Annotated in this window: 17 protein-coding genes and 1 riboswitch; of the genes, 10 read left to right on the top strand and 7 right to left on the bottom strand. The window is 33.6% G+C overall.

The annotated features are described in order from the left end of the window. The first annotated feature begins 32 nt into the window (after positions 1-32). On the top strand, positions 33-935 hold the full coding sequence (locus ESZ54_RS06535; RefSeq protein WP_136136865.1) for a cation diffusion facilitator family transporter: 903 nt from the start codon (positions 33-35) through the stop codon (positions 933-935). A gap of 33 nt (positions 936-968) precedes the next feature. Here ESZ54_RS06535 and ESZ54_RS06530 read toward each other — a convergent pair whose 3' ends face one another. Then, positions 969-1,514 (bottom strand): folate family ECF transporter S component, encoded by a 546-nt coding sequence (locus ESZ54_RS06530; protein WP_136136864.1) that lies wholly within the window; start codon positions 1,512-1,514, stop codon positions 969-971. Positions 1,515-1,591: 77 nt separating this feature from the next. Further along, positions 1,592-1,688, bottom strand: a riboswitch (THF riboswitch). A 411-nt stretch (positions 1,689-2,099) separates the two neighbouring features. On the opposite strand from ESZ54_RS06530, the gene ESZ54_RS06525 reads away from it, so the two are divergent. Beyond that, entirely contained in the window at positions 2,100-2,645 is a 546-nt protein-coding gene (locus ESZ54_RS06525; protein WP_136136863.1) for a DUF1269 domain-containing protein, read from the top strand. 56 nt (positions 2,646-2,701) lie between these two features. On the opposite strand, the gene ESZ54_RS06520 is transcribed toward ESZ54_RS06525, so the two are convergent. The 3 genes from ESZ54_RS06520 to ESZ54_RS06510 all read right to left on the bottom strand — a co-directional run bounded on the left by ESZ54_RS06520 (position 2,702) and on the right by ESZ54_RS06510 (position 6,039). Beyond that, positions 2,702-3,931 carry a chloride channel protein gene (locus ESZ54_RS06520; protein ID WP_136136862.1) on the bottom strand — a complete coding sequence of 410 codons (1,230 nt, stop codon included), beginning with the start codon at positions 3,929-3,931 and terminating at the stop codon, positions 2,702-2,704. A gap of 117 nt (positions 3,932-4,048) precedes the next feature. Beyond that, positions 4,049-4,747 carry a metal-dependent hydrolase gene (locus tag ESZ54_RS06515; protein ID WP_136136861.1) on the bottom strand — a complete coding sequence of 233 codons (699 nt, stop codon included), beginning with the start codon at positions 4,745-4,747 and terminating at the stop codon, positions 4,049-4,051. 50 nt (positions 4,748-4,797) lie between these two features. After that, on the bottom strand, positions 4,798-6,039 hold the full coding sequence (locus tag ESZ54_RS06510) for an MFS transporter (protein WP_136136860.1): 1,242 nt from the start codon (positions 6,037-6,039) through the stop codon (positions 4,798-4,800). A gap of 130 nt (positions 6,040-6,169) precedes the next feature. On the opposite strand from ESZ54_RS06510, the gene ESZ54_RS06505 reads away from it, so the two are divergent. The 3 genes from ESZ54_RS06505 (at position 6,170) to ESZ54_RS06495 (ending at position 9,276) form a co-directional block, all read left to right on the top strand. After that, complete coding sequence (locus tag ESZ54_RS06505) at positions 6,170-8,083, top strand: M13 family metallopeptidase (RefSeq protein WP_136136859.1); 1,914 nt, start codon at positions 6,170-6,172, stop codon at positions 8,081-8,083. 212 nt (positions 8,084-8,295) lie between these two features. Beyond that, positions 8,296-8,673 carry a RidA family protein gene (locus tag ESZ54_RS06500; RefSeq protein ID WP_136136858.1) on the top strand — a complete coding sequence of 126 codons (378 nt, stop codon included), beginning with the start codon at positions 8,296-8,298 and terminating at the stop codon, positions 8,671-8,673. Between the two features lie 45 nt (positions 8,674-8,718). Continuing rightward, positions 8,719-9,276, top strand: a complete 558-nt coding sequence (locus ESZ54_RS06495) for a hypothetical protein (protein WP_136136857.1) — start codon at positions 8,719-8,721, stop codon at positions 9,274-9,276. Between the two features lie 179 nt (positions 9,277-9,455). Here the strand turns inward: ESZ54_RS06495 and truA are convergent, their stop codons facing one another. After that, positions 9,456-10,196, bottom strand: a complete 741-nt coding sequence (gene truA / locus ESZ54_RS06490) for a tRNA pseudouridine(38-40) synthase TruA (protein WP_136136856.1) — start codon at positions 10,194-10,196, stop codon at positions 9,456-9,458. 134 nt (positions 10,197-10,330) lie between these two features. On the opposite strand from truA, the gene ESZ54_RS06485 reads away from it, so the two are divergent. Genes ESZ54_RS06485 through ESZ54_RS06475 form a run of 3 tightly spaced genes read left to right on the top strand, consistent with a single transcriptional unit; the run spans position 10,331 to position 12,156 of the window. Then, the gene (locus ESZ54_RS06485; protein ID WP_136136855.1) at positions 10,331-10,693 is read left to right on the top strand and encodes a GntR family transcriptional regulator; all 363 of its coding nucleotides are present in this window, start codon (positions 10,331-10,333) and stop codon (positions 10,691-10,693) included. Beyond that, positions 10,686-11,543 (top strand): ABC transporter ATP-binding protein, encoded by an 858-nt coding sequence (locus ESZ54_RS06480; RefSeq protein ID WP_136136854.1) that lies wholly within the window; start codon positions 10,686-10,688, stop codon positions 11,541-11,543. Before ESZ54_RS06485 ends, ESZ54_RS06480 begins: the two co-directional genes overlap by 8 nt. A gap of 1 nt (position 11,544) precedes the next feature. Next, positions 11,545-12,156 carry an ABC-2 transporter permease gene (locus ESZ54_RS06475; RefSeq protein WP_136136853.1) on the top strand — a complete coding sequence of 204 codons (612 nt, stop codon included), beginning with the start codon at positions 11,545-11,547 and terminating at the stop codon, positions 12,154-12,156. A gap of 286 nt (positions 12,157-12,442) precedes the next feature. Here the strand turns inward: ESZ54_RS06475 and ESZ54_RS06470 are convergent, their stop codons facing one another. Together ESZ54_RS06470 and ESZ54_RS06465 are read right to left on the bottom strand one after the other, a co-directional pair. Continuing rightward, on the bottom strand, positions 12,443-13,753 hold the full coding sequence (locus ESZ54_RS06470; RefSeq protein ID WP_136136852.1) for a DUF438 domain-containing protein: 1,311 nt from the start codon (positions 13,751-13,753) through the stop codon (positions 12,443-12,445). Continuing rightward, positions 13,754-13,984 (bottom strand): DUF1858 domain-containing protein, encoded by a 231-nt coding sequence (locus tag ESZ54_RS06465; RefSeq protein WP_136136851.1) that lies wholly within the window; start codon positions 13,982-13,984, stop codon positions 13,754-13,756. A 169-nt stretch (positions 13,985-14,153) separates the two neighbouring features. Between ESZ54_RS06465 and ESZ54_RS06460 the strand changes: the two genes are divergently transcribed. Together ESZ54_RS06460 and ESZ54_RS06455 are read left to right on the top strand one after the other, a co-directional pair. Beyond that, positions 14,154-15,899 carry an ABC transporter ATP-binding protein gene (locus ESZ54_RS06460; protein ID WP_136136850.1) on the top strand — a complete coding sequence of 582 codons (1,746 nt, stop codon included), beginning with the start codon at positions 14,154-14,156 and terminating at the stop codon, positions 15,897-15,899. A gap of 17 nt (positions 15,900-15,916) precedes the next feature. Then, positions 15,917-16,672, top strand: coding sequence for a TrmB family transcriptional regulator (locus ESZ54_RS06455; RefSeq protein WP_136136849.1), 756 nt, complete (start codon positions 15,917-15,919; stop codon positions 16,670-16,672).

The raw sequence follows: 16,672 nt of genomic DNA, 5'->3' as shown, positions 1-16,672 counted from the left end.
GTCTAACTAAATAGTTTTTTAGGAGGTCATCTATGAAATCAACATTAGATAATCGTATGAAATATTTTGAAGGCATCAAGCAAAGTACAAAAATTGCCTATCTCAATTTATTTGTCTTCATCCTACTTTTTGGAGCAGAATTAATCATTGCTTTAACGAGTCATTCTAAGGCATTACTAGCTGCAAGTTTTAATAATCTTTCCAGTATTATTATTTCAGTTGGCATTATTTTTGGACTTAAAGTCTCGCTTAAAAATCCGTCGCATTCGCATAGTAAAGGTTATCAACAATTTGAAACACTTGGAAATCTCTTTAGTTCCTTTATGATGTTTTTAATGTCTGCTTATATTGTATTTGATGGCATTAATGGGATTCGTCATGCTGCAGCTATTTCTCAAAGAAAGGCTTCAATGTTACCTGCTTTTGTTGCGATTGGCGCTGGTTTGATCATGTTACTTATTTACTTAATCAATCAGTATCACTATAAGAAAATCGAAAGTAACTCTGTTAAAACACTAATGAAGGACGCATTTAGCGATACCTTAATGAACTTTGGTACAGCATTTGGTATTATCTTAGCAGTTAAATTAAATCCATTATTTGATGGATTTACAGCTGCTGTTTTAGGTCTGATTCTCTCCCGTATGTCTTATCTCGTGGTGAAAGACAACGTTTTTCATCTTTCAGACGGCTTTAATCCCGACTTAATCAAAAACTATTTCATCGTGATTGAACAAATTCCAGGAGTTGAACGAATTGTTGATATCACAGGAAGAATGTTTGGCGATGCTGTTGCCGTTGATGTCACGATTGAAGTGAGCGGCACGATCACTGTTAGTGATGGTGGTTTAATTGCTGATGCCATTGAAAAAGAACTCACTAGTCATTTCGATATTTTTGATGTCGATGTCCAAGTTAAACCAAAAAGCTTGTAAGAAACCATCACTAGTTTCTTACAAGCCTTTTTTCTACCAACTTTCAGTTCGTCTGAAGCCGACAATATTTCGGGTTAAGCGTTCCATCGGTAAAACTTTTGCAACGCCATACATCACAATTGTTTGAATTGGTAACATTGCAGCCGTTTTAACCAAACGTGGCGCCCAAATAATCCAACTATTTAAAGGCGTATTATAAAGCATTGATAACCATAGTGGTGTTAAACCTAAGTTAATCAAAGCTGTAACCGTTACGGTACAAAGAATACAATTCTTCCAAGTAATCTTCTTGTTATAAAAGAAGTAACCATAAATCAAACCTTCTAAAATTTTATTTAATGTAAAACCAAAGAAAAATGGTGCTTTAGCAAACATTGTATTCCCAATTAAATCAGCAACAACTGATCCGACTGCCGTCCAAAACGGTCCAAAAATCATTCCCATAATCATCTTAGGAATAAAGGCGAAAGTCAGTTTTAAAAACTGTGTATCAATTGCTAAAATATTTGATAAAACAATGATTAGGGCAATCAATAGCCCCATTAGAGTTAACATTTGCGTACTTAGTTTGTTTTTCATTCATCATACGACCCTTCACTTTTAACTCACAAAAAAAGATTCCTTCGCTACGCATCACGAAAAAACCTTCTTGATGTGGTAGCAGATGCGAAACAGCACCGCAAGTTATGATAACTTTTCGCTCGAAGACAACCTCCCATTCTTCGATACTTAACGCACTGTTTCTACTCAACCAACAGATTATTCTATTTTCTTGATTTATCTACTTAAACTAATAAAATTTGTGCCAATAGTACTATTAGAAAGTAGCGATTTACTTATGATACACAACTTTAACTCTCGCGAAAATTTTCATTTGTGTAAGCGTTACCTTCAAAAACAATCTACTACATTCTTGTCTTTCAATCGTCAAAAAGACCGCTCGCCAATCACAATTAATTAAATAGACGCAACTATGTGGCAAACTCCACTCTACAATAGAAACATTAGTGATGCCACTAAATTGTTTCTTTGAACAAAGTTTAGTCATATTTTTATAATATCAGTTCACTTATTTTTTAAAATTTGGCCTCATTTTGTTCATTATTATTTCAAAAACCTACGTTATAGTACCTATATAAATAAAATAATTGGAGGTCTTTAAAAATGGCAAATAACGATAAAGTAATCATTATGAGTTTCGACACTGAAAGTAAATCATATCAAGCATTTTCTGAATTAAAAACACTTCACGGTAAAGGTGACATTCGTGGTGAACAAATGGCAGTTATTGAACATCGTTCAAATCATAACTTAGAACCAAAAGACTTCATTGATTTTACAGGTAATGATAAAACATTTAAAGGCAGTATGATTGGTATGCTGGTCGGTATTCTTGGTGGACCACTTGGCGTCTTACTTGGTTGGTTTACAGGTAGCATGATTGGCACATCTCAAGATGTTAAAGAAGTTAAAAATGCGATGTCTATTTTTGAAAAAGCCATTCAAATTATCCCTGAAGGCGAAACTGGTGTCATCCTAATTTGTAATGAAGAAAACACTGGTCATATCGACGATATCGTTTTAGAACAATTAAACGGGAAAATGGAACGACTCGAAAAATCTGATGTTGAAGAAGAGCTTGAAGAAGCAAAATACGCTGAAAAAGAAGCCCAAGAAGGCGCTAAAAAGCGTTGGTTTAAAAACAAATAAACAGGAAAAAAAGAGAATGATTTAAAAAAATCGTTCTCTTTTTTTCCGCTATATTTTTAACTCATTTGATTTTGCTTTCTAAAATACTTGTTCATACTCCAAAAAACTAAAATAACTAACAAAATGACTGGTAGCGTATTAATTGGGAAAAACAAGGCTGTAAAAAGGCCAATAAAAATAGGATTTTTATTTAAGATACTAATTGTAAAACTTGAGGCTGTTATAGCCATAATAAAGACTGGATCCATACCTGGGAAGAGCTTCGTGATCCCTGCTCCGACAAGTAAAGCTGCAAAGAAAATCGGGAAAATATCCCCTCCAGTCCAACCACTTGTTAAACAGAATTGTAAAAGAACTAATTTCATAATGGCTAAAATTAACAGAACCATAAAAGTACTTGATGAGCGCGTTTCAATCAACGGCGAAATGCTCATTTGTCCAGAATGAAGTAAGCTTGGCATCGTTTGACTAAATACAAAAATCATTAACCCACCAAAAATAATACGTTGTGGCATCTTGGGTAAGAGTTGATCCATAACACGCTTAATCACAATTTTAAGCCAACGATAGCCATAAGCCCAAAAGAAACTTAAAAGCACAATCGGAATAAAAATCCAAAGTTCTTTAAAATGCCATGATGACATGCCTACTTTTGTAATGAATGATGGTTGATTGGTTGACTTCATCAAAACCGTGAGTGTCACAAGACCATTGACAATAAATAATAAATTCAATAATTTCTTTTTCTTTAAAATCGTTTCGTCCTTTAATGCAAGCTCTTCACTATATTTTTGAAAATTTTTAGTTGGATGTAAGACTGTTTTAGCACGTTCAAGAAAAGGTAGCTGATTAATTTCATCTTGATTAAAAAACAAAAAACGTAATTTATCTGCCTGCCAGATTGACAACGAAATCACAGCACTTAATAATGCGGCCTCTGGTCCAACGCCAGCACCAAACATTAAAATAATAGCTGCCATTGCTAGACCTTTAAATACATCACTATAATCCAATGTTTTATCTTGTTTTAAACGGTTCATTGTATCATGCGCCGTTTCGGGATAATCGCCCCATTTGTTTTTTAGAAAGATGACAATGCCACTTCCAATCAAACACAGTGCTAAAAAATAAAATGGGCTCTTACCAATAATTTGCGGTGTTTTCTCCCAAAAGAATTCTGTAAAAAAAGCTTCTACACGTAAAAATAAAAAAGAAATAAAACCAATCACTGTGCTTAAAATTAAGCCATACAGGATAAATTCAAATTTTTTTTGAATTAAGTGCACTCGTCCTCACTCCTCTCTTTACTTAATTATTCGATCACAATTTTATGTGATACTTCTTCATTATCACATGTTTTTTAAATCACATTTCAATTATAAGGTTATTTTAATACTATTTTGTTATTTCTCATTTTTTATAAATTGCATCGCTTGACCAACTTTCAATACTTGCCCTACCCCATCTGGTAACAATTTTATAAATTCTTCTGGATCTTGTGTGATTACAGGGAAGGTATTGTAGTGCATTGGAACGACTGTTTTAGCTTGAATTAAATCACTTGCTTTAGCTGCATCTCTTAATCCCATCGTAAAATTATCGCCAATTGGTAAAAAGGCGACATCAATATCAAAATCTTCACGCAATATTTTTAAGTCACTAAAATAGGCGGTATCTCCAGCATGATACAGAGTATAGCCATCCATTTGAATCACAAACCCTACCGGTTCACCTAGATAAACCATCTCTTGACCATTATCATAACCAGAGCTATGTTGCGCAAACACCATTTTAACCGTACCGAATGGAAACTTATACTGACCTCCAATATTCATTCCGTGTTGATTTACAACACCTTGTTGATCCACAAATTGAATGATTTCTGGAATCGCAATCACAGTCGCTTGCGTCTGAAGTGCAAGTTCAACTGTGTCACCAATATGATCATTATGACCATGTGTGACTAAGATATAATCCACTTCGACATCTTCAACTTTTAAATCTGTGAGTGGATTCCCAGTAATAAATGGATCGATGATTAGTCGTACACCTTGATTACTTTCAATACTAACAACTGAATGACCATGATAGGTTACTCTCATTAAAAAAACCTCACTTTCTTTTCATAAAAATTCAACAAAAATTGATATAACTACTCTTTCTCTAAAACAACATCCCCATGTTTAACTTGACTCATTGTTATAAAAGATAAGACAACGAAAAACGTTGCGTAAGGGAATAGCACACGATAACTAAAGACATCAAATAAGAGGCCTGAAAAAATAGGGGTGACAATTTGTGCGGCCATGGAAAATGTATAATATAGACCAGTGAATTTTCCGACTTCATTTGAGTCTGCCATTTCAAGTACCATTGGCAATGAATTTACATTAATCGCGGCCCACGCTACCCCAGCTAAAACAAAATTAAGATAAATAAGTGGTGAAAACTGATGATAAAACGTTGCCGTCAAAAAGACCAAACCTAACAAACAGACACCTGCTCGAATTGTAAATTTGCGGCCAAATTTAGAAGAAAAAATGCCAATCGGAATAAAAGAAACAATCGCACCAACATTCGCAAAAAGTAAAACAAATGATGCTTCTCTCCCCGTCAAACCTATTTGAAGGGTTGCATACCTTGAAAATGCTGTCGTCACAGCATTGTATCCCATATACCAAAATGAAATCGATGCTAATATAAACCACAATGATCGCTTCACCTCTTTAGGCAATGAATTAGTATTTGGATCATCCTCAATTTCGACAATATTAAAATGCCGCATATCATCTAGCATTTGTTGTGCCCATTGATTTTCTTTAACTGTGACAATCATAATTGCTAGACCTAAAAGCATTAAGCCAGCAACTAGTATAAAAATGGGATAGTAACCCACTTTTAACGGATCAAATAAAGATAACCCTACAAGTGTAAAAACACCGCCAATCGCACCCATCAAATTAATGACAGCATTCCCTTCCGAACGAAGTGGTTTGATCGTAATATCAGGCATCAAGGCCACTGAAGGAGAACGATAAACTGACATAAAAATTAAGACAATACCCAAAGAAACGACAAGTAATGGGAGATTTTTTATTTTCGCAGCCAAAGGTAATAAAAACATACCCACCGAAACAAAAAGCGTTCCTACAAAAATATAGGGCATTCTTTTACCAAAACGAGAAAGAGAGCGATCAGATAAAGCACCGAAAAATGGTAAAAGAAAGAGCGCCAAAACATTATCCAATGACATCACAATTCCTGAAATCGTATCACTTATACCAAATTCCTGCCTCAACATTAAAGGGACAACAAAGTCATATAATTGCCAAAAGGCAGAAATTGTCAGAAACGCTATCCCAACTAAAATGGTTTTCTTTTTGTCTAATTTCATGTCACATACCCTCCTAGATACTTTAATTGTATCAGAAAAAACGTTTATTTTTTGAGTTTATTCAATTAGACTGACTAATTCTTCCGAAGATACTTAAAAAGCGTTATAATAATATAAAGGAGTGAAGATAATGAGTCAAAATAAAACGACTGCAACACAAGATTTTTATGAATATGTCAATCATGACTGGTTAGAAGAAGCGATAATCCCTGGTGATAAACCGGCTATTAATAGCTTTGCTTTTCTAGCAGAGAAGATTGAAGAATTATTAATGCATGATGTTAAAAAAATTGCCACTGGTGAGATTAAGATTGATTCAAAAGAGCTGCAAGCTTTTAAAGATTTCTATCAACTTGTCTCAGATGGTAAAACACGAGATAGTATTGGCGTTGCACCATTAATCACGCGTCTAGCAAGGATTAATAATCTCCATTCGATTGGCGATTGGGCTAAACAAATGCCTGATTGGATATTATCTGGTTACCCATGTCCATTTACAATCGATGTGAATTCAGATATGAAACAAGCAGATACATATGGTATTTATCTAAGCCCAACTTCATTAATTTTACCTGATACAACGTACTATACCGATGAGCATCCAAATAAAGAAGAATTGCTTGCAGTCTATAAAAAAATGATGTTAGAGCTCTTTGCTTTAATTGGTTTTAATACAGAATATGCTGAAACGATTGTCGATGATACCATTGCCTTCGATCAAACCTTAGTCCCATTTATGAAGAGTGCGGAAGAAAGCGCAGACTACGCAAAAGCATACAATCCAAGAACTTTAAATGATATCAAAGACTATCATCCACTATTACAATTAGAACAAGTATTCGGTACGCTTTTACATCAAGATCCGAAAACAATTATTGTGACTGAGCCTGTCTATTTTGAAAATCTTCAAAAAATGATTACACACGATACTTTTAACCAAATGAAACATTGGATGATTTCTGCTTATGTTCGTTCATTCAGTAGTATCTTAACAGAAGATTTCCGTCAAACTGCAAGTCAATACAATCTTGCTCTATCAGGTGCTGCTGAACATATTTCACAAGAAAAACATTATTTTTATCTTGCAACTGGCCAATTTGATCAAGTGATCGGCAATTATTATGCGCATCATTATTTTGGTAAAGCGGCAAAAGATGATGTCCAAGAAATGGTTGAACAAATGATTCAAATCTATCAAAATCGTTTAACAAAAAACACATGGTTAGATGATAAAACAAAAGAAAAAGCAATTCTTAAACTCAGTACGCTTGGCATTCACGTTGGTTATCCTGAAAAAATACCTGACATTTATTCACTTTATCAAACGGTCAGCAAGCAAGATGGTGGTACTTTAATTGACAATGTTGAAAAATTTGAACGTTTAACTAGAGAATATTATTTTAACCGCTACTTACAAAAAGTTGATCGCAACGAATGGGAAATGAGTGCTGATACGGTAAATGCGTATTATCATCCACAATATAACGTGATCGTCTTCCCAGCAGCCATTCTTCAAGCACCATTCTATGATTTCAATCAATCTCGTAGTGCAAATTATGGTGGGATTGGTGCTGTGATTGCCCATGAGATTTCACACGCATTTGATAATAATGGTGCAAAATTTGATGAATTTGGTAACCTAAATAACTGGTGGTCAGATGCTGACCTTACACATTTTGAAGCCTTAACCAAACAAATGATTGACCAATTTGATGATATTCCATTTGGAAATGGTAAAACAAATGGAACGTTGACCGTATCAGAAAACATTGCCGATGCTGGTGGCTTAAGCTGTGCTTTAGAAGCTGCACAACTTGAAAAAGATTATAATCCAGCAGAGTTGTTTGAAAATTGGGCACGCATTTGGCGTCAAAAAGCACAAGAACAATACACTGATTTACTATTAGCTATTGACGTTCATGCACCAACAAAATTAAGAGCTAATCTTCAAGTCAAAAATCTTGATGCATTCCACGAGTTATACCAAACAACGGAACAAGATCCAATGTATCTAGCACCTGAAAAACGCATTAGCATTTGGTAGAAAGAGGTTGTGACAGAAGTATTTAGCTTCAAGAAATAAGCCGAAGAAGCTACTTCTGCGGCACCGTTTAGTTTGGAAAACGAGACTGTGACGTACTTATGTCAAAGTCTCGTTTTTTTAACACATATAAGGTCTTGTGTTCTTGCTAATCAAGTCGTAATTATATAGAATTAATAATGCTTACGTTAATTCAAATAAGAAAGAGGTATTTCATGTCAAAAAAAATAATTAATTCAAACAACGCTCCTGAACCAATCGGCCCTTATTCACACTCTGTAATGGTCGATCAAATGCTTTATGTATCCGGGCAATTGGGTATTGACCCAAGTAATGGACAACTAAAAACAACTTTAGAAGCACAAACAACACAAGCTTTTATCAATCTAGAAAGTATTTTAAATGAAGCTGGTCTGGATTTTAAAAACGTTGCTAAAACTACACTTTTTATTACTGATATGGCAAATTTTGCAGCAGTTAATAATATTTATAGTACTTATTTTACAAGTGACTATCCTGCTCGTTCATGTGTTGCTGTTGCACAATTACCAATGGATGCTTTGTTCGAAATTGAAGTCATTGCGACTAAATAAGCGACTATTGATTGTTTTGTTGGTTGATAAAATTGGAGGTCCGACATGCATCACATAAATTTTGATATTCCGTCTACACAATTAGTTGAAATTCACGTCCACACTGAACAAGATGAAGAGTTTTTTTCAATTGGTTACATCATTAAAAACGCTCCTGATTATCTATTATTTCAATCTGTCAGTGAGCAAGGGATTCTAGATAACATCCAATACCGTAAAAAAGAAAGCATCTCAGAAATCGAGATTGAAACTGATTATCTTAAAATGTATGAACAATTTATTTTCTATACAAAAGCTAATCATATTTTTGATTGTTTTAAGCTTGAAACAATTGGTAATCAATTTATTAAGTTTAATTTCGAAGAGATGTTAGATTTTTGCTTAAAAGAAAATAAAATCATCTCTCTTGTATCTGATTTATCTGATGATTTACTAATTGGTAAAATTATTTTAGCAGATACAAAAAAAATCGTTTTTGCAGAGATTGATTTTGAAGAAATGAACTATTTTGAAAAGCATACAATCTCAAAAGAAGCGATTCAATATCTCGAATTGATCAGTGCTGAAAACATTCTTTACACTCAGTATGAACAACATAAATAAGTAAAACAGGCAACGACTCATTTTTATCGAATCGTTGCCTGTTTTGTTGTTGGGTGATCTCTAGTTATCGGGCTTTTTTCTGCTGAGATTCGGCATTAAGCTAATTGTGATATTCAGGCAAAATACACCTGATTATCACAATTGTCTTACTGCTCATCTCAAATCGCCAAAATAATCACCTAGTTATAATAGGCTTCGTCTAGGAATAGTCCTTGGGAAGGGACGGTTTCGCCTGCGTCTTGGCGGACTTTATTTTCAAAGATATCGTCGATTGATGATAAGTCGCGTGTGCCGGCTCCTATTTCTAAGATTGTGCCCATTAAAATTCGCACCATTTTATATAAAAAGCCATCACCTACAAATGTGAAATGTAATTTATCCCCTTCACGTACCATTGATAATTCTTTGATTGTACGTGTTGTTGATTTTTTTGATTTTTTCAAAGCTGAAAAACCAATAAAATCATGAGTGCCAACTAATTTATCACATGCTGTTTGCATTTTTTTCATATCTAATTTTTCTGGATATTGATAAACATAATGATAATCAAATGCGGAAGGTGTGTCTGCCGTCCAAATGTAGTAACTATATTTTTTACCTGTACAATTGTAGCGTGCGTGGAAACGTTCTGGAACTTCTTCAATTTTTTTAATGACAATATCTCTTGGTAAATATTGAATAAAGAATGCTTGCATCTCAGCTAACGACATTGTTGAATTTGTTTTAAAATTAGCAACTTGCCCTCTAGCATGTGTGCCTGCATCTGTTCTACCTGAACCAATAATTTCAATTTTTTCTTCTGTCATTTGAAAAATAATATTTTCGATTTTCCCCTGAATTGTTTTATCCGTATTACCTAAACGTTGCCATCCTGAGTAACGTTTTCCATCGTATTCAATTGTTAATTTGATATTTCGCATTTTTTTATGCTCCTTTTTCCTGATTCCTAATCCAACCCATTGTACCAATTCTCAAGATATTTAACAAAACTATTTACAAAAACGCAACCACTGTATATACTGTATATACACAGTATAATTAGAGGAGGGATACAATGAATCTTATCATTAGGAATGGGCCCGTTCCAATCTATGAACAAATTTATCAACAAATTAAGCAACAAATTATGGACGGAAGTTTAATGCCTAACCAAGAACTTCCCTCGATTCGAGCACTTGCAAAAGAATTAAACATCAGTGTCATCACAATCAAAAAAGCCTATGAATTATTAAATAATAATGATTTGACCTATAGTGTTCCAGGAAAAGGAAATTACGTCGCTGAAATTGATATTGCTTTTCAAAAAAAAGAAGTCGTACAGTATATCGAAGAACAATTGACTGAACTGGAACAATTGGCGCAAACACACGACTTGTCATTACAAGATATTTTTACAAGGAGGAATCAAAATGACTGAATATAATCTTATTCTAGAAAATGTCAACGTTACCCTTGATTCATTTGATTTACAAGACATATCCATTCAGATACCAAAAGGACAAATTGTTGGTTTTGTTGGAGAAAATGGTGCTGGTAAAACGACCACAATTAAAACAATATTAAATCTACTTACTCCTGTTTCCGGAGAAATCAAAATCTTTGGTTCTCACAACTTAGATCAAAAACCTGCAATTAAAGAAAAGATTGGTGTCATTCTTGATGATTCATTTTTCGACGAAAACTTCAAAATTTATCAAATTGAAAAAGTCATGCAGCATGCATATAAAAATTGGGACAGAGCATACTTTTCTGAATTATTAAAGTCACACGATATTGACAAAAATAAAACGTTTAAAGAATGTTCAAAAGGAATGCAAGCTAAACTAAAAATATTTTTAGCACTGGCCCATCACCCTCAATTACTACTTCTAGACGAACCAACAACAGGTCTTGATCCAGTTTCTCGTCAAGAAATTTTAGATATTTTCCGAGACTTTATGGATGACGAAAAATCGATTCTCTTTTCTTCTCACATTACCAGTGATTTAGATAAAATTGCCGATCAAATTATTCTCATTCATAAGGGCGCCATTCAATTTATAGAAGACCAATCGACACTAGATGAAAATTATGCACTTCTAAAAATCACTCCGGAAATTTATGCTGAATTAAATAATTTTGAATTTTTAGCTGTTTTAGAGCAATCGCATTCAGTGACTTGTTTAACGACTCAAAAAGAATTATTTAGACGTGAGTTTCCCGAATTTGAGATGACTACACCGACAATTGAAGATATTCTATTGCTCTTTAAGAAAGGGGTGCATTAGCATGAAAGCTTTATTATTGAAAGATTTTTATCTGATTAAGCGCAGTTTAAAAGGGATTTTATTAATGGTCTTAATGTTTTTAGTACTAGGTTGGCATGATAAAAATGGACAGATGCTATTTGCAATCATTCCTGTCACAACACTATCTTTCATCAGCTTATTCTCTTATGATCAAATGTCACATTTTGAAAATTTTGCCATGACATTTCCAATAAAAAAAACAACCTATGTTCTCGAAAAATATTTTTGTGGCACGTTTATGGCGATAGGTTCATCTCTAATTACACTTTTCATATGCCTCATAAAAAGTACTGTTGGTTCACTTTCTCTCTTATTCGCAGTACAAGGTATAGCACTAAGTTTCATGTGTAGTATCATCATTTTTTCAATTTCATTACCACTTTTCTTTAAATTTACAGTTGAAAATGCTCGAATATATTTTATTGTAGCGATGCTATTTTTCAGTTTTGGTGGTACTTTTTTAGTAAATCAAATTGGAATCCCTGCAATTAGTTTTGTTACATTATTAATCGCTTTAAGTATTACCGCTCTTTTATTAATATTTATTTCGTATTTTATTTCTTTTCATTTTTTCTCAAAGAAATTTAATTAGAACATACTAAACACCAAATCTCAGACATAAAAAAATCCTATGAAATCAATTTTAATGCCTTGATTTCATAGGATTTTTATTTTGTATTATGATAAATTTTTGATTGTTTTGCTTTTGATATTTTACTGCTCAGTGCAAACTGCCTTCTACACCACCTTGATTTACGGGGTTCTGCTGGCAGGGATTCGGCATTAAGTTATCCTGGTACTCAGACAAAAACCGTCTGAATACCAGGATAATCTTAATTCTTAATGCTCATCCCTAAACGCCAGCCTCACCACTTTGATTAATCCATTAGTCTTTTTTGGCCGTCTAGGTTACGGATATGAGTGACATCTTGGGTGGCTTCTAGGCAGCCTAGGTATTGATTGTCATCATCATGTACGGCAAAGTATTGAATATACACAAACTTGCCATGGAGTTCAATCCAGAATTCTGCATGCTCTCTTGATCCTGCTTTAAAATCATCTAGTATTTGTTGCACCATATGCATACTTTTTGGCGGGTGACAATTGACTACTTTACGGCCAATGACAGAATTGGTTCTTGGGAAGACGCGTTCTTTTCCTTCTGAATAGAAACACACCGTTTCACTGGCATCAACAAATGTTAAATCGACAGGAATGTATTTAAACATGTTGATTAGTTGTTTGATTTGTAGATTTCCTGTTGGAAAATTGATTTCACTGCCATCAAAATTATTTGAAGTTTCTTTTGGTACAATACTTTCTTCTGTTGACATTGATTCTGCGATTCCCTCAGTCATTTCCTTCGCTTGTTTAATCATCTCTAAACGAACTGGTTCTCGTTCTAATTCTTTTGCTAAACTTTCTTGACTTGCTTTCCAAGGAAGCGGTTCTGGAATATAAGCAAAGCCAATATCAAAACTATCTTTAGCTATTTGTTCCCAATCTTTTAAAGTGAAGACATCTAAAGTCATGGGAACCATAATTTCCTCTTCTTTGAAAATCATCTCTTCAATATCTTCCTTTAATTTTTCCCAATGAATTTTTATTGGATTAAAGGCAACTCTTTCGCCTTGAACAAGTTGTGTCATTTCTTTAATTTGCTCACGAATATCATCGTCAACACCCCACATAACCATTGGTGGTGCTGTAATACCATATTTTTCCATATATGAAAAAATCAATGTTTCTTTTCTAGCATAGTGTTTATCTAATTGACCTAAATCTTTGACAGCATGGACTAAACGCTCTTGGAACTCCCACTGACCATTCTCAATTTTAACAAGCAAGCCATCGATTTCATCGGTCATTAGTGATTGTAGTACCTGATTTTCCAATTTTAATGTGTGAACGGGATGTCCTGGTTGACCATACTCTTGGTTTGAATGATGGATTTCATTAATTGAACCCTTAAAAACAGCCGCATGAATGGTACATAGTTTTTGAATTTCTGAAGGATCCAAACCATTCTTGATTAATTCACGTTCAGCTGAAGTGATTTCTGTTACATCGACACCATCAAACTCTTCATTGAAAAGGCGTTTCGCTTCTTCAAAAGAACCACCTTCATGTAATAAACCTAAAATTTCCACAATTTTTTTTTGTCTTTCTGCTTTGCTTGATGTTCCCATTTAGTTTTCTCCTTCCACAATAAATCCATGTTCTTCCAACGTTTGGATAATTTGATCTAAGGCGATTTTCTTCATTTTCGCGCCTTTTTTGATCGTCATATAGCGACCTGCCGTTTGCAACATTCCTGGTTGAGCTATAGCTTTAAAACCTAGTTCAAACATGATGTCTTTAACTTCAGGATAAAGTGTTACGATATCAAATAAATTGTCATTTAAATTTATTTTTTTCAATTTTTGTCATCCTCTCCTTTTCTCTTTGATTATAACTTGTATTGTATAATTCTTCACTAATTAAGCTGTAAATATAAATATAAAAAACAAAATAAATAAGTTGACAAATAATCTCATTCAGGATTATAGTAGTTCTATAAAATACTACTTATAAAAAAGGAGGATTACCATGGCAAAAAAAGAAACAAGCACAGTTTTCTCAATGTTAAAATTTATCTTGGGAAAACTTAAAAATAAAAAAGTGTGGCTCTTTGCTAGTTTTATCCTATTACTCATTATTTCACTATTAGAATTTAAGATTCCTCAAATTACCCAACACATTATTGATGTTTCTATTCCAAATAAATCTAAATCAGATATCAGTTTCAATGCAGGTTTATTACTATTTTTTGCTTTACTACTCAGCATTTTTAGTTATCTTTCAACCTTTATTATGAGCCGAATGAGTCAAGATATGATTATTGAACTTCGTGAAGATATGTATCATCAACTTTTGATGCAAGATTTTAGTTTTTTTGAAGAAGCAAAAACGGGCGACTTAATGACACGCCTGTCAAATGATGTTAAAACGCTACAAGATTTAGTTTCACCACAGAGTTTAAAACTTATTTCAAATCTTATTACGTTCATTGTCATTTACGGTTTCTTGTTTATACAAGATGCAACATTAACGCTACTGATTACGTTAACTTTTCCAATACTTTATTTTATCAATGTCTATTTCAGTAAACGGATCAAGAAGGCTTATAAAAATGTTAGTCAATCAAACGCTAAAATCAATAACCTCTTTCAAAATAGTTTAACTTCGATTTTATTGATTAAAACTTTCGTGACTGAAGATTTTGAGAAAGAAAACTTACATCAATTAAACGAAGAAAATAAAAAGAATTATTTTGAAGCAATGAATTATCAAACTATTTTTTCACCCGCGATTGATTTCGTCAATTACTTAGATATGACAATTGTGCTGGTTTACTCAAGTTTCGTCATTATTGGCGGTCAACATTCTGTTGGTAGTATGGTAGCCTATCTTGCTTACCTTAAAATGCTACAAAATCCCATTCGCTCTTTCACCCAAATGATTAGTCGTTTTCAACAATCCGTTGTCTCTTATGAACGCATTATGGAGATTTACGTATCTGAACCAAAGATTAGGAATTTAGCTGAACCGACTATTTTTAATAATTTTGAAAATCGAATTCATTTTAATAATGTGAATTTCCATTATCAAAACGACCAAGATATTCTTAATAACCTTAATTTTTCAATCAATAAAGGCGAGATGACTGCTTTAGTAGGTGTTTCCGGCTCTGGAAAAACGACCATTACCAAATTATTAGAACGACTCTATGACGTAAGTGACGGTGAAATATTAATTGATAACACAAATATTAAAGATTTTTCAATTGATTCACTTCGTCAAAATGTTGGCATGGTTACACAAGATATTGAGTTGATAGATGGTACAATTTATGAGAATATTCTATATGGAGCAACCGATAAAACAGATGATAATTTAGAAACAGCTGTTCATGCTGCAAAATTAGACTCATTTATCGCAAGCTTGCCTCATGGATTAGACACTCAAGTTGGCGAAAAGGGCATAAAATTATCCGGTGGCCAAAAGCAACGAATTGCAATTGCTAGGATTCTTCTTAAAAATGCCCCTATCTTAATTCTTGATGAAGCAACGGCCGCGTTAGATAATGAGGCTGAAAAATTTATTCAGGAATCACTTGATACTTTACTTGAAGAAAAAACTTCGCTTGTCATTGCGCACCGTTTATCAACCATTCAAAAGGCTGACCGAATTATCGTGATGGAGGACGGCGTTATTGTTGAGAAAGGAACTCATGATGAACTGCTTGCCGCGAAGGGTCGCTATGAAGAATTATATGCCATTCAATTTACATAAATTAGGGAGTGTTTGAAATGATTGACCATTTAAAAAAAATTGGCTTAACCGAGTTAGAAGCAAAATGTTATCTAGCTTTAATTGAATCAAACGAACAAACAGGTTACGAGGTCGCCAAAAATATTTCATCTTCACGTTCAAACGTCTATGCTGCACTCAATTCTTTACATAAAAAAGGGGCTTGTCAGGTGATTGAAGGAAAAAGCACCGCTTATGTTGCTGTTCCCATTGATGAATTGATTTCAAAATTACAACTTGAATTTAAGCAAGCATCTAAAATATTAACTGATGAAATAAAACGCGAAAAACAGACTTCTTTTCATTTTTACAACACTCAAGGACTTGAAGCCGTTCAATCAGTCATTAAACGAAGTATCGGGCATGCACAAGAATCAATTGTTGTGGATGTTTTCCCTGAGGATCTAACTTATATCTTGCCTTTACTTGAAGAAGCACAAGAACGAGGACTTGAAGTTACTCTGATTACATTCAAAAATGTTGAAACTTCTTTAAAGAATATCGTAATTGATGCGCCCGTTGCAATTCATGATGAGGACTTTACCTCTTTTAATATGCTCTTTGATCAGAAAAAAGCGATTATTGGTAGTTTTGATGGACGTCTCGTGCCTTCCGCTGTAGAAACAAAACATCCAGCACTCATTCAAGAAATCATGCTCGGAATCAAACATGATATGATGATTGAAAAAATTAAAAATGATTTTGGTGAAGAAATCGAAGCAAAATATGGTAAAGATTTCTTTAACACTTTATAA

This window comes from Vagococcus silagei (genome assembly GCF_004795745.1).
In the GTDB taxonomy this organism is placed as follows: Bacteria; Bacillota; Bacilli; order Lactobacillales; family Vagococcaceae; genus Vagococcus; species Vagococcus silagei.
This window is presented reverse-complemented; position numbering and strand designations above follow the sequence as displayed.